The following is a 13,004-nucleotide window of genomic DNA, read 5'->3' as shown; positions in this document are numbered from 1 at the left end:
GACTCACCGCTATGACCCTTGGCGCCCAGCACCCCGACGACCCCGCCGCCCCGCCTCTGCGCAGTGACGCCGAGCGCAACCGGGAGCGGATCATCGCCGCCGCGCGCCGGGTGTTCGCGCGGGACGGTCTGAACGCCTCCATGGCCTCCGTGGCCCGCGAGGCGGGGGTGGGGATCGCCACCATCTTCCGCCGCTTCCCCAGCAAGGAAGAGCTGGTCGCCGCCGTCTTCGCCGACCGTATGGACGCCTACGCCGACGCGGTCGCCGCCGCGCTCGACGACCCCGACCCGTGGCACGGCTTCACCGGCTACATCGAGGCCGCCTGCGCGATGCAGGCCGCCGACCACGGCTTCGCCGACGTCCTGACCATGACCTTCCCCGGCGCCAAGGCGATGGAGCAGCGCCGTGGCGAGGCATACGAGGGCATGGTGGAGCTCATCGGCCGCGCCAAGGCCGCGGGGCGGCTGCGCGAGGACTTCGACCCCTCCGACCTGGTGCTCATCCACATGGCCAACGCCGGGGTCGTCAACGCCACCGGCGACGCCGCACCCGACGCCTGGCGACGCGTCGTCGCCCTGATGATCCAGTCCCTCGCGGCGCCCGCCCGCGGCCCGCTGCCCGACCCGCCCGGGCACGAGGCCCTCTACCAGGCCATGCTCCGCGCCGGCGCGGCGACCGGTCCGGCGTCCGCCGTCCCGTCCGGCGGGGAGAAGCCGTGACGGGTGACATATCCGTGGGCGCGGAGGCCGCCGAGGTCCGCCGGTTCTGGGCGGGGCTCGGCCTCCCCGGGCTCATCGACGTCCACACGCACTTCATGCCCGAGCGGGTCCTGCGCAAGGTGTGGGGCTACTTCGACGCGCTCGGACCGCTGACCGGTGGGCTCGAGTGGCCGATCACCTACCGGCAGGAGGAGGCGGAACGGGCGGCCCTGCTCCGGGAGTTCGGCGTACGGGCCTTCACGGCGATGCTCTACCCGCACAAGCCGGGCATGGCCCGGTGGCTCAACGGCTGGGCCGCCGACTTCGCCCACCGCACCCCCGACTGTCTGCACACCGCCACCCTCTATCCCGAGCCGGGCGTCGATACCTACGTCCGGGAGGCGATCGAGGCGGGCGCGCGCGTCTTCAAGGCGCATGTGCAGGTGGGGGCGTACGACCCGGCCGACGAACTCCTCCAGCCGGCATGGGGGTTGCTGGCCGAGGCGGGTGTCCCCACGGTGATCCACTGCGGCTCCGGCCCCGCGCCCGGCAAGCACACCGGCCCCGAGCCGATCAAGCGGGTGCTGGCGCGACATCCCCGACTGAGCCTGATCGTCGCGCACATGGGGATGCCGGAGTACGAGGAGTTCCTGGATCTCGCCGAGCGGTACGCGGAAGTGCGGCTGGACACGACGATGGCGTTCACCGACTTCAGCGAGGGGCTCATGCCGTTCCCCCGCCGTGTCCTGCCCCGGCTGGCCGACCTCGGCGACCGCGTTCTCCTCGGCACCGACTTCCCCAACATCCCGTACCCGTACGTGCACCAGCTCGACGCCCTGGAGCGGCTGGGCCTCGGAGAGCCGTGGCTGCGGGCGGTGTGCCACGACAACGCGGCGGAGCTGTTCGGGGATCTCAATGGTTGAGATTTCACCCAATGGGGTTAAAGTTCGGTAAGCCTTACCTCATATGCTTGCCTGGCCTTGTCGCCGCGTGCCATGCGCCGCCGAGGCGTGACTCCTCCCCCGCACGACAGGACCTGCCATGCGCACCACCTCCCGTGGCGTCTTCGCGACGCTCGCCCTCGGCCCGTTGCTCGTCGGCTGTTTCGCGTCGGGCGAGGACGGCACCGACGCGAAGGCGGGGGCGGGCGGTCGCCTCCGCGTCGCCCTCGCGGTACCGCCGGTGCAGGCCCTGTCGCCGTACAGCAACGACGCCACGGTGCTGAGCAAGCTCTCGGTGGCCGAGGGGCTCACGGCGCTGGACAAGGACGGCGCCGCCGCGCCCGCGCTGGCGAAGTCCTGGACCCGGGTGAACGCCACCACCTGGAGGTTCGAGCTGCGCGACGCCACGTTCCAGGACGGCACCGAGGTCACCGCCGCGTCCGTCGTCAACGCCCTCGACCAGGCCAACGAGGCCGAGACCAAGCCCCGCGTCCTCAGCGACGTGACGCTCACCGCCAAGGCCCAGGACACCGACACCGTCACGATCGGCACGAAGACCGCCGACCCGGTGCTCCCGCTGCGGCTGGCCAGCCCCGCGCTCGGCATCCTCTCCCCGAAGGCGTACGCGAAGGACGGCACCGTCAGCCCGGTCGGCACCGGCACGGGCCCCTTCGAGATCACGAAGCTCACCGGCAAGACCAAGGTCGCGCTGGACCGCTTCGACGCGTACTGGGGCGGCAAGGCGAAGACACCCGGCATCGACGTGTCGTGGATCGCCGACGGCACCGCGCGCGCCAACGCCCTGCGCGGCGGTGACGTCGACATCGCCGAGTGGATCCCCACCGCCCAGGCCGCGCTCCTCGACGCGGACACCCGCCACGAGGTGCCCTCCGTACGGACCGACAGCCTGGTCCTCAACACCGGCTCCGGCGTCTTCACCGACGAGACGCTGCGCGCGGCCGCTCGCGAGGCCGTGGACGGCACCGCTCTCGTCGACTCGGTCTTCGGCGGGTACGCCGACCCGGCGCAAGGCCTGCTGGGGCCCGCCGTCCCCTGGGCGGACGACGACCGTGTCGAGGTGACCGGCCGCGCCGAGGCCGCCACCACCGCACAGGTCAAGGCGAGGACCAAGGGCAAAACCCTGCGCCTGGCCACCTACACCAACCGCGCCGAGCTGCCCGAGGCCGCCACCGTCCTGCAGCAGCAGCTGGAGAAGGCCGGGTTCACGGTGAAGCAGGACGTCCGCGAGTACACGCAGATGGAGGCCGACCTCCTCGCGGGCCGGTACGACGCCCTCGTGTTCTCCCGGGTGACGCTCCTCGACACCGGCGACGCGGTCGCCTACCTCGCCAGCGACTTCACCGGCGACGGCGTCTACAACATCGCCGGACTGAAGGACTCCAAGGTCGACCAGGCCGTCAAGTCCGCGGCCGAGGAGGGCGACACGGCACAGCGGCAGCGGAAGATCATGCGGGCCGAAGCCGAGATCCTGCGCACCGACGCCGTCGTGCCGCTGGTCCACGAGAAGGTCGTGCAGGGCATAGCCACCGATGTCGAGGGCGTGTCGCTCGACCCGCGCGAGCGCTCCCTGGTCGACGTAGACACCCGTGTGAAGTAGCGAAGTAGCAGCGTATGAGCGTCATGTCAGCCGGTGCCGACGTCCGCCCGGGCCGGTGGCGTGCGGGGGCCGGCCGGGTCGTCGCCGGGGCCGCGCTGCTCACGGCCGTCGCCCTGCTGCCCTGGCTGTCCGGGAACGACCCCGCGCTGACGGTTCTGCGCGCCCGCTCCGCCGACGCGGATCCCACCCCGGGCCAGCTGGCCGCCGTACGCGAGCAACTGGGCCTGGACCAGGGGCCCTTCCCGCACCTGGCGCACTGGCTGGGCGGACTGCCGCGCGGTGACGCGGGTACCTCGTGGGTGTCGGGCGAACCCGTCCTGCCGCAGGTGACGACCGCCTTCGCGGTCTCCCTGACGCTGATGCTCGGCGCACTCGTGGTCACCGTCGTGGTGGCCGCGCTGGTCTGCGCCCGGACCCTGCACCTCGGTTCCCGGCGACGGCTGAGCCGGGGCGGGGCCGGCGCCGGGGCGGCCGTCCTCGCCGCGCTGCCCAAGTTCCTGCTGGCCTCCCTGCTCGCCACCGTGTGCGGGGTGTGGCTGGGCTGGTTCCCGTCCAGTGGCTGGGAGGGGCCGCGGTCGATGGTGCTGCCCGCGCTCGCCCTCGGCGTGCCGTCCGGGGCGATGATCGGCGGTCTGCTCGACCAGTCGCTGCCCGCCGCCTTCCGCGAGCCGTGGGCGCGGACCTGGCACGCCTACGGGTTCGGCCCCGGCCACGTGGCCCGGCACGCGCTGCGACGCACGCTGGCCGGTGTGCTGCCCCAACTGCTGCCGACCGTCGTGGCCCTGGTCGGCGGGGCGGTCGCGGTGGAGAAGATCTTCAACATCCCGGGCCTCGGCCGACTCGCCCTGGACGCCGCCGTGGCCCAGGACCTCCCGCCGTTGCAGACCGCGACGCTGGTCCTGGTCCTGCTCGGCGTGGTGGCCGGCCTTCTCATCCAGGCCCTGCGCCGCGCTCTCCTCGGCCCCGCCCTGCGCGACGGAGCCCTGCCCGCCCTGCACCCGCCCGCCCTCACCCGGTCGCGCTCACTGCCCTGGGTCGTCGGATGCTGCGCCGCCACCCTGATCGCCCTGGTCGTGACCGGGCTGCTGCGTGATCCCCTCCAGGTGGACACGGCGGCCCGGCTGCTGCCGCCCTCGGCCGCGCACCCTCTGGGCACGGACGCGCTCGGCCGTGATCTGCTGGCCCGGCTGGGCCACGGAGCGCTGCGCACGGCGGGCGTGGCCCTCGTGGTGACGACGGTCAGCGTCGTCACCGGGCTGCTGCTCGGCATGGCGACCCACGTGGGCGCGGGCCTGACCGAGGTGGTGTCGACGCTGCCGGCCGTCCTCGCCGGACTGCTGACCACCGCGGTGACCGGCCCGTCGGTGTGGGGTGCCGCGTGCGCGGTGTGCGTGGTCGGCTGGAGCCCCTACGCCGCTCAGGCCGCGGCGCTGCTCGAACAGGAACGGGCGAGCGGCCACATGCTCGCGTCGATCTCGTTCGGTGCCGGACCGTCGTACCTGCTGCGCCACCACCTGCTGCCCGCGGTGCTCCCCGCGGTGGCGCGCAACGCCCTGCTGCGGCTGCCCACCACGGTCCTCGTCCTGGCCTCGCTCGGCTTCCTCGGCCTGGGCGAGCAGCCGCCCACCCCGGAGTGGGGCCGCCTGCTGTCGGAGAACCAGCCGTACGTGGAGCTGGCCCCCTGGACGGTACTCGGCCCGGCCTGTGCTCTCGTCCTGCTCTCCGTCCTCGCCGTTTCCGGTTCGGCGCTGGGGCGCGGCGGGGCGAGGACCCGCAACCGACCGAGCTGACCGGCCGCCGACGGCACCTTTTCGGCCCCGTCATGCGTCTTCCCAACCGGCGGCCGCACCGAAATGCATTTCGGTGAAACCGCCGCATCACTCCGATAACATGTTCGAGCTCGCGACGAACAGCCCTATCGCCCGCGCTAAATGAACCATTCGGTCCACGCCTACCAAACCGGTCAAAAAGTTGATATCTAAACCGTCGCGGGTGTTTTCGCGAACAGAGTCCACGATCACGTCCTCAGGGTGGCGCCGGCCACGAGTGCTGCTGGGGACCGCCGCGGGCGTGGTGGCCCTCGGGTTCCTCGTCGTGCTGGAACTCGTCGCGCGACGGTACGGCCTGCAGGGGCCGCTCACCTGCCAGGTGCGAGAGCTGGTGCTCCCGCCCAAATCAGGCCCCCTGCTGTACGCCGGTATGGCGTTGATGCTGGTGGTGTGCACCTGGCGGCAACGGTTCATCGCGGTCGGCGTCGCGATCGGCCTCGACGTCGCCTTCCTGCTGGCGCGGTGGGCGTTCGGCGTCGAGACGACCGGCGGGCACCCCTTCGGCAACGGCGCGCTGTGGGTGATCCTCGGCTGTGGGGTCATCGCCGTGACGCGTCGCACCGGCCCGGAACGCGTGCTGCTGCTGAAGGGCGTCGGGCTGGGCCTGCTGCTGGTGGCCGGCCGCAAGGCCGGAGACACCTGGCTGCTCATCACGTCGGAGACCCGGCCCGTCGTGCTCGACCAGTACGTGGCGACCGCCGACCACGCGCTGGGCAACCCGTCGTGGCTGGTGGGCCGGATCGTCACGGCCACCGGCTCGTTCGGCTTCAACTTCCTCGACTTCGTCTACGGCCAGCTCGCGGTGGCCGCGGTCGTCGTCGCGCTGTACCAACTGCGCAACGTCGCTGCCGAGCGCCGCTTCCCGGCCCATCACCTGGTGCGTACCTTCCTGGTGATCGGTCTCTTCGGCCCCGGCATCTACATGATCTTCCCGGTGGTCGGACCGATCTTCGCCTACGGCGACGGCACCGAGTACTGGGCGGGGGTCACCCTGTGGTCGGAAACGCACTCCACCGGGCACTGGGCGGTGGCCGACCTGTGGCCCGCGACGCTGCCGCCGGTCAACACCCCGCACCCGATGCCCTTCGACGGGATCACCCCGCGCAACTGCATGCCGAGCCTGCACACGGCGTGGGCCACCGCGATCTTCATCCACTCCCGGAAGGGCCCGAGAACCCTGCGGTTCGCCGGCACGTTCTGGCTGATCGCCACGCTCACCGCGACACTGGGGTTCGGCTACCACTACGGCGTGGACCTCATCGCCGGCGTGGTGTTCACGCTCACCATCGAGGCGGCCCTGCGCGCGCACGACCGTGGCTGGGAGCGATCAGGGATCCAGCTGGTCGCCTACGGCACGACGGTCTTCGCCGGGCTCCTGCTGTCGTACCGCTATCTGCCGCTGGAGATGGCCGGCCACCCGTGGGTCTACGGCCCCCTTCTCCTGCTGGCGATGGCCTCGGTGATCTACGGCTACGTACGGACCACCCGGCCGTGGGAACCGAAGGCCACACCACCCCACCGACCGGAAGCCCGGCCCGAACCGGTTCCGGTGACCGACGGTCCCCCCACTTGAACGGTGGCCATGGCCGGTTCGTCGGTGGCCGTGTCCACGTGGACCGCTTCGAGCATGCCGATCCTGCGCTGCTTCGCGTCGACCACGTCGTGGTGGCGCCACTCGCGGATCTCGGCTGAACGGATCATGTCCTGCTCCTGTCTGCCACGTCCCCGGCGGAGCGCCGCGGCAGCCCTCCGACGGTCGAAGCGGTACTCACGGGTCGTCACCTGCCCACCGGGCAAAGCTGATCGCGGCCCGGCGAGGGGCAAGCGTCTCGGCCTCCGACGTTCCGGTCCCTGCCGGACTCCCGGCTTCCGCTGCGGGCCCGTTCCGCCGCCATGAGCGCCGTCGCGGTAGTCGGCCGGCCGGTGTCCGCGCTGGCGGCGGTCATCAGCCGGGCGGCCGAGGCGGCGGCGGTCTCCGGGGGGATCACGAGGAGGTTCCAGCGGCCCGCGGTGTGGGACAGCAGCAGGATCGCGTGCGGATCAGGCTCCGAGGTGGACCAACCGACCTTCACCTGATGCCCGTTGACGAGGATCGTGGGCGGGAGCGTCGGCCGGTGGCGGGCGTCGACCGCGATACGGGAGATCCTTCCCCACAGCGGATCCAGCACGTCCGCCAGCGCGGAGAGCTCGCTCGGCAGGTCACGTGAGCGGGGCCACCAGGCGCCGTCCAACCCAGGCCCCGCGGAAGGGCTCTCGGGCTTCAGCGCGAGCCGCGCGGTCGGGGTCCGGAAGGGCGGGGGCCGTGGAGGGGAGTGAGGGGTGGTCGCGGACATCGCGCAAAACCCGTCTCCGGACCCTGCGCGAGGGCAGCCGCCCGGTGTCGGCGCTCACCGGGAACGGCACCGGCATCGGAGCCGGTGTGCGAAGTGCTCCCGGTGACTGCACGCTACTCCCCGAGGGGGCCCGGCGGGCCGTTCCCGGACCCGGTCTCGCTTCCCGGCCGGTCGTCCTGCGTCAGGCGGCTGGTCTCCAGCCACGAACGGGCGGGTTCTGCCGGGCGGCTCGTGTCCACGGTGAGGTCGAGGCGGGTCCCGCCGTCGGGGCCCGCGGGAAAGCTGCGCTGCTCCGTCGCGTCGAAGCAACGGCGGAGAACCTCCGCGACCCGACGGGCGACCTCGGGTGAGGCGGCGACGACGCGGACCTCGGCGTGTCCGTCCGAGGGTGTTTCCATGGACTGCACGGCGACCTTCGGGGTTCGACGTCCCCGTACGAGACGGGCCGGATCCCTCACTCTACGCCGGGAGCACCTGCGGCCCCCGCAGGTGACCATCGGGGCCCCGTCCGCTGCCGGCCGGGGAGTACCGTGAAAACCGAGGAACCCGCTCGGTCCCCTCATTTCAGGCAGGCAGGCGAGTGCGATGGCCGACTCCGACTCCCCGCGTGTGACCAGGCTCCCTCCCGCCGCCGTGCGCCAGGCCGTGCGGCCCGGAACGGCTGTCGTGCGGCTGGAGACGACCGATGACCGGCAGGGCGTGCTCGACGGGGTGTGGTGGCCTCGGTCCCGCGACATCGCCGCCGAACTCCCCAGCCTGATCACCGCACTGACCCAGCTGCTCGGGCCGGTCACGCGCGTCGGCCTGGACACGGGCGCCTGGGAAGAGCTGCCGACACGGATGACCATCGACGACCGCGTCGTCCACATCGACTCCTTCCCGGTCGGCGACGACACCGTCCTCGTCACCCGGGGCGGGCAGGATCTCCTCTCCCTCCTCGTGGTCCCGCCGCACGCGACGCCCGAAGCCGCCCGCGCCGCCATGGCCGAGGCCGTCCGCGCCGGCAGCGGAAGGCAGGCCGAACAGATCCTCATCGACACCGGCACCGAGCGAGCTCACCCGGGCGAACGGGCCCGGGCGAGCGCCACTGAGGACCCGGGGGCCGTCGGCGAATAGGCCGGCTCCGGCGCGGCGACCGTCCCTTCCGATCCGGGAGGGAGCGGGCGCCTCTCGGAGTCGTGTGCCCCGTGGGGTCGTGCCCCGCTCCTGTGCCGGGACTGTTGCCCCAGGGACAGCGGTCTCGGGCAGGGGCACACGGGAACGCTTTTCCGTCGGCCGTGCGGCTCTTTGGGTCTGTCCGAGGAGTACGCTCGAGTTACCGAGGATATTTCGCGCACCGGCTTCCAGGCCGTGTCGTTTTCGGCGATCCAATATGCCGGGCCGGTCGTAGCCGGCCCGGGGCAGGGTTCGCGTCATGACCGCGACCATTTCCCACTCGCCGACAGCCGAAGCCGATGACCGGCTCTCCTCGACCTCTCTCCGCCTGTCGCTGGCCCCCGTCGGTCCCGCACCGGCTCTGCTGGACGGCGCCTGGTGGCCCCGCTCCCGCGACCTCCGGGCGGAACTCCCCTCCCTGACCGCCGTACTGGACCCGTTGTGGGGGCGGATCACCCGGGTCACGGTGAACCCCGCTCACTGGCCCATCGTTCCGCGCAAGGTGCCCGTCGCCGGGCACGTGGTGAAGGTGGGCTGGTTCCTGCCCGAGCAGGACGCTCACGAACTGCTGTTGCTCTCCTACCACGTGGGCCGGTGGAACCTCCTGGTGATCCCGCCGCAGACCCCGGCCGTCTCGGCCGCCTGGCTGATGGCCGCCGCGAGCGACCCACGGGGCACGTCGACCGCGAGCCGTCTGATGCAGGAGTCGACGCGCCTGCGGTCGGCGTACGAGGCCGACGCCGTGGAGGCGGTCTGGGAGTCCGAAGGAGGACATGACGTCCGCGATCCGGCCGCGCGTGGGCGGATCCCGACCGTGGCCGCCGCGATGCCGCGGCAGCCGACGGGAAGGTGAGAACCATGGGGATCTTCGTGACCCTGGTCGTGGTCATCGCGGTGATCGCGTTCGGTGTGCTTCTCATCCACCTGCTCAACTCGCAGCACGGTGACCAGGGCGCCGCCTTCCACTACGGCCGCTCCGGGATGCCTCTCGCAGGACCGGCCCCGCGGAAGACCGCGGGGCCGGCCGCACCCGCCGAGCAGCGGGGTGAGCCCCGTGGTTCCGGCCGGCTCTCCCGGCCCGCCACGGAAGCGACCGGACGGGCCGAACCGACCGGATGGGCCGAAGCGACCGGACGGGCCGAAGCGACCGGACGGGCCGAAGCGACCGGACCGACCGAACTCACCGGACGGCCCTCAGGCCCGGGGCGCCCGCAGTAGCACGCACCTGCCAGGCCGGATGGTCCGTCTCCCGGTTCCCGTGCCTCCGAGCCCGGGACACCGGGGTTCGGCGAAGGCCCGAGCCACCAAGGCCGGTGAGCCGGCCCGCTCAGCCGACCAGGCTTCCGACAGCGCCGTCCGGGATCCGGGCGGCACCCCTCCGGGGCACGACGCCCGCCGGACGTGAATCTTCCGTCCGGTTGCCCGGCGTGTCCCCGGACGACCGATCCGTCGCAGTGCTCGCCAACGCGGCCTGCCGGACCGGTCGTTCACCGTCACGCGCACCCTCCCCGTATCGGAGGCACACCGCGAGGGCCGGACCAGTCCCGCCACGCGGCACTCCCCACGGGCACCGTGAACCGAGGAGCCATGGCCCTTCCACAACTGAACGTCTACCGGCACGACCACACCACCCGCGCGCTGGTGACCCTCGCAGGAGAGATCGACCTGGCCACCGCCCCGCTCGTGCACGCCGCTCTGACAGGATGCCTGCGCGACGGCATCCGGACCGTCGACGTCGATCTCACGGCCGTGACCTTCTGCGACGCCAGCGGGCTCAACACGTTCCTCACGGCATCCTGGCTCGCCACCGATGCCGGAAAGACCCTCCGGCTGCACCATCCGCCCCCGGCCATGGCCCGCATCATCGAGATGACCGGCTCCGCCTTCCTCCTCCACGAACCCCGGCCCCACGCCGTCGGACCACCCTCGCACCGGCTTCCCGCCGTCGCGGGCGGTGCCCTGTGACGGCCCCGCTCCGCCGGGAGCCGACACACGGTCAGGGAGCCACGCCGACCCCCGCCTCCGCGGTACCCGTCCCCGCGGCACCCGCCCCCGCGGTACGCGACCACGCGGTACGGCTGCGCCGGCTGAACCGCTGGCAGGCCGAAACCCTGCGGGAGGACCTGGCCGATCTGTACGTGGAGTCGTCCCGCGTGCGGGCAGGCCACGAGTACCGGGGCCGGGAGGCGTTTCTGCGGCGGCTCACCGGCGACATCCGGCGGGCCGGATTCGCCCTGCTGATCGCGGAGGACACGGCCTTCGCCGGGTGTGCCTACGGATTCCCCGTACCGCGCGAGGGGACCTGGTGGAGGGGGTTCGACGGCCCTCTTCCGCAGAGCGTCGAACAACTCACCGCGTCCGGACATGTCTTCGCGATCACCGAGATCATGGTGCATCCCCATACGGACGACCAGGGTCTCGCCCGCAGGCTCCAGGAACGGCTGCTCGCCGACCACCACGCCTCGTTGGGGGCGACGCTGGTCGACCAGGCCGACGCCGCGGCCTACGACGCGTTCCTGTCGTGGGGCTGGCAGGACATCGGGGCGATCGGCCGACCGTCGGATCCCGCGGTCCTCAGGCCGCCGTCCCCCGTGCCGCTGAGGGCTATGGTCCTGGCCCTGGGCCCCCACAAGGCCGCCCACCCGGACGGCCTCGCTCACGAGAACCGCACCCAACGGCCCGACTGAGGACCTGTGTGCGACGCCGCCGACAACGACTCCGGCGCAGACACGCCGGAGTCGCCCTTCCGGGCGGTTGCACGTGAGAGTGAACCAACCCGCAGACAATATTACTGCGGACAGTGCGGCTCGGAGATGTCCCGAGGGGTGCTTCGAAGCCACTCCTCCCGCGGCCCGTCCCGCGCCGAATGCTGTGGGGTGCCGGTTGGCCGTGCCGCGTGGGCCGTGCCCGCGACATGACGACCGCGACCAGCCCTCACCCATCGGATAAGCGCAGGCGACGGGCCTGATCCGCGTCGCGGATATCAAGATCATAAATCACTTCGCCGCGGGTGATGTCGAGGGAACGAGCCGCCCTCTCCGGGCCGGGCGCGATCTGCCGTACGGTGCACTCCCCTTCCGCCGACTTGCCGGATGGTCACCTCCGGCGATGGTCCCGATTTCGGAACCACCCGGCCCATTAAGTATTCCTATGTATTTCGCGGTCGATTCGACGATTCCGGAGAACCCGCTCTCGTAAATCCTCTACGGGCACACTCCTCAGTAATATGCCAACGCCAGAAGCGGGCGATTCCGTGTGACGGGAACCGCCAAGAACATCCGCATAAGGGAGTTGGCCCCTCGATGACGCTGCATATCTCTGACGCGCCGGTACGGCGCACCATGTCGGTGTGGGTCGCGGCGGTAACGGCCGTGGTGATCGCCGCTGTCGTCCTCGCGATGACGCCGACACGAGCGAACGCCATTGCCACCCCGGTGCCGCTGGGAACGGCGGGAAGCTTCGCGGTACTGGCCGGCTCGGCGGTCACCAACACCGGTCCCTCCCAGATCACCGGGGACCTCGGGGTGAGTCCGGGAACGGCCATCTCAGGGTTCCCGCCGGGCGTCGTGTTCGGCGCCCAGCACTCCGCGGACGCCGTGGCGCTCCAAGCCAAGCAGGACCTGGTCACCGCGTACAACAACGCTGCCGGTCAGCCGGCGGACGTCACGTATCCCGCCGCTCCCGATCCCGTGGAGCTCGGTGGCAGGACGCTGGACCCGGGCGTCTACAGGGCACCCATCTCCGCGGCCATCACCGGCACGCTGACGCTCGACGCGCACGGTGACCCCAATGCCGTTTGGGTGTTCCAGATCGGTTCGACCCTGACGACGGCGTCCGCCAGCGCGGTCTCACTCATCAACGGCGCCTCGCCGTGCAACGTCTACTGGCAGATCGGCAGCTCGGCCACCCTCGGTACCAACTCCTCCTTCGTGGGCACCATCATGGCCCTGACCTCGATCAGTGCCACCACCGGAGCGACCATCCAGGGCCGCGCGCTGGCCCGCAACGGCGCGGTGACGCTGGACACCAACACGATCAACCGGGGTACGTGTGCCAGCGCCACCACGGGTGGTACGACCGGTGGTCTGATCACCGGCGGTGTGATCGCCGGCGCCACGACCGGTGGCACCACGGCGGGTACCACGGGCAGCACCACGGTCGGCGCCATCGGCGGCGTACCGACGGGCGGCGGCACCAGCGGTGTTCTGGGCGGCCTTCTCGGTGGCGTCCTGACGACGGGTGGCACCACCGGCGGCATCGTCGCGGGCGCCACCACGGGCGGCACCGCCGCCGGTGGCGCGACAGGCGGGGTGAACGGCGGCGTCAACGGCGGCGTCAACGGTGGCGTCCACGGTGGCGTCCACGGTGGCGTCAACGGTGGCGCGAACGGTGGAAACGGCCACGACCACGGCGAGAAGCCCGGCGACCAC

Annotated in this window: 13 protein-coding genes; 11 read left to right on the top strand and 2 right to left on the bottom strand. The window is 72.0% G+C overall.

What is annotated here, in order from left to right; genetic code table 11:
• Positions 1-11 precede the first annotated feature (11 nt).
• The 5 genes from AQJ84_RS15980 to AQJ84_RS15960 all read left to right on the top strand — a co-directional run bounded on the left by AQJ84_RS15980 (position 12) and on the right by AQJ84_RS15960 (position 6,659).
• Positions 12-719, top strand: a complete 708-nt coding sequence (locus AQJ84_RS15980; RefSeq protein ID WP_030044569.1) for a TetR/AcrR family transcriptional regulator — start codon at positions 12-14, stop codon at positions 717-719.
• Entirely contained in the window at positions 716-1,621 is a 906-nt protein-coding gene (locus tag AQJ84_RS15975; RefSeq protein ID WP_209442787.1) for an amidohydrolase family protein, read from the top strand. The genes AQJ84_RS15980 and AQJ84_RS15975 overlap by 4 nt, the downstream gene beginning before the upstream one ends.
• Before the next feature lie 118 nt (positions 1,622-1,739).
• Entirely contained in the window at positions 1,740-3,257 is a 1,518-nt protein-coding gene (locus AQJ84_RS15970) for an ABC transporter substrate-binding protein (protein ID WP_030044571.1), read from the top strand.
• A 14-nt stretch (positions 3,258-3,271) separates the two neighbouring features.
• Positions 3,272-5,047, top strand: a complete 1,776-nt coding sequence (locus AQJ84_RS15965; RefSeq protein WP_030044572.1) for an ABC transporter permease subunit — start codon at positions 3,272-3,274, stop codon at positions 5,045-5,047.
• 226 nt (positions 5,048-5,273) lie between these two features.
• Entirely contained in the window at positions 5,274-6,659 is a 1,386-nt protein-coding gene (locus tag AQJ84_RS15960; RefSeq protein ID WP_030044573.1) for a phosphatase PAP2 family protein, read from the top strand.
• 205 nt (positions 6,660-6,864) lie between these two features.
• On the opposite strand, the gene AQJ84_RS15955 is transcribed toward AQJ84_RS15960, so the two are convergent.
• Complete coding sequence (locus AQJ84_RS15955) at positions 6,865-7,317, bottom strand: DUF5994 family protein (RefSeq protein WP_053192864.1); 453 nt, start codon at positions 7,315-7,317, stop codon at positions 6,865-6,867.
• Between the two features lie 215 nt (positions 7,318-7,532).
• Entirely contained in the window at positions 7,533-7,817 is a 285-nt protein-coding gene (locus tag AQJ84_RS15950) for an ACT domain-containing protein (RefSeq protein ID WP_030044575.1), read from the bottom strand.
• Positions 7,818-8,004: 187 nt separating this feature from the next.
• On the opposite strand from AQJ84_RS15950, the gene AQJ84_RS15945 reads away from it, so the two are divergent.
• The 6 genes from AQJ84_RS15945 to AQJ84_RS15920 form a co-directional block, all read left to right on the top strand.
• A complete protein-coding gene (locus tag AQJ84_RS15945) occupies positions 8,005-8,535 on the top strand; it encodes a DUF5994 family protein (RefSeq protein WP_030044576.1) in 531 nt (176 codons plus the stop codon).
• A 298-nt stretch (positions 8,536-8,833) separates the two neighbouring features.
• Positions 8,834-9,427 carry a DUF5994 family protein gene (locus AQJ84_RS15940; protein ID WP_053192862.1) on the top strand — a complete coding sequence of 198 codons (594 nt, stop codon included), beginning with the start codon at positions 8,834-8,836 and terminating at the stop codon, positions 9,425-9,427.
• Positions 9,428-9,432: 5 nt separating this feature from the next.
• Entirely contained in the window at positions 9,433-9,792 is a 360-nt protein-coding gene (locus AQJ84_RS43735; RefSeq protein WP_037804477.1) for a hypothetical protein, read from the top strand.
• 369 nt (positions 9,793-10,161) lie between these two features.
• Positions 10,162-10,539, top strand: a complete 378-nt coding sequence (locus AQJ84_RS15930) for an STAS domain-containing protein (RefSeq protein ID WP_037804480.1) — start codon at positions 10,162-10,164, stop codon at positions 10,537-10,539.
• Positions 10,536-11,261 carry a hypothetical protein gene (locus AQJ84_RS44165; protein ID WP_225877444.1) on the top strand — a complete coding sequence of 242 codons (726 nt, stop codon included), beginning with the start codon at positions 10,536-10,538 and terminating at the stop codon, positions 11,259-11,261. Before AQJ84_RS15930 ends, AQJ84_RS44165 begins: the two co-directional genes overlap by 4 nt.
• A gap of 615 nt (positions 11,262-11,876) precedes the next feature.
• Positions 11,877-13,004: ice-binding family protein (locus tag AQJ84_RS15920; RefSeq protein ID WP_059198830.1), on the top strand; the 1,128-nt coding region annotated here is incomplete at its 3' end.

It is taken from the genome of Streptomyces resistomycificus (assembly GCF_001514265.1).
Taxonomy (GTDB): Bacteria; Actinomycetota; Actinomycetes; order Streptomycetales; family Streptomycetaceae; genus Streptomyces; species Streptomyces resistomycificus.
The sequence above is the reverse complement of the archived record's forward strand: the minus strand, read 5'-3'. Positions and strand labels throughout refer to the sequence as shown.

Bases quoted from the DNA above. Each gene is read 5' to 3' on its own strand.
- AQJ84_RS15930 (WP_037804480.1), top strand. From the start codon at position 10,162: ATGGCCCTTCCACAACTGAACGTCTACCGGCACGACCACACCACCCGC.
- AQJ84_RS15965 (WP_030044572.1), top strand. From the start codon at position 3,272: ATGAGCGTCATGTCAGCCGGTGCCGACGTCCGCCCGGGCCGGTGGCGT.
- AQJ84_RS15945 (WP_030044576.1), top strand. From the start codon at position 8,005: ATGGCCGACTCCGACTCCCCGCGTGTGACCAGGCTCCCTCCCGCCGCC.
- AQJ84_RS15940 (WP_053192862.1), top strand. From the start codon at position 8,834: ATGACCGCGACCATTTCCCACTCGCCGACAGCCGAAGCCGATGACCGG.
- AQJ84_RS15970 (WP_030044571.1), top strand. From the start codon at position 1,740: ATGCGCACCACCTCCCGTGGCGTCTTCGCGACGCTCGCCCTCGGCCCG.
- AQJ84_RS15980 (WP_030044569.1), top strand. From the start codon at position 12: ATGACCCTTGGCGCCCAGCACCCCGACGACCCCGCCGCCCCGCCTCTG.
- AQJ84_RS15950 (WP_030044575.1), bottom strand. From the start codon at position 7,817: ATGGAAACACCCTCGGACGGACACGCCGAGGTCCGCGTCGTCGCCGCC.
- AQJ84_RS43735 (WP_037804477.1), top strand. From the start codon at position 9,433: ATGGGGATCTTCGTGACCCTGGTCGTGGTCATCGCGGTGATCGCGTTC.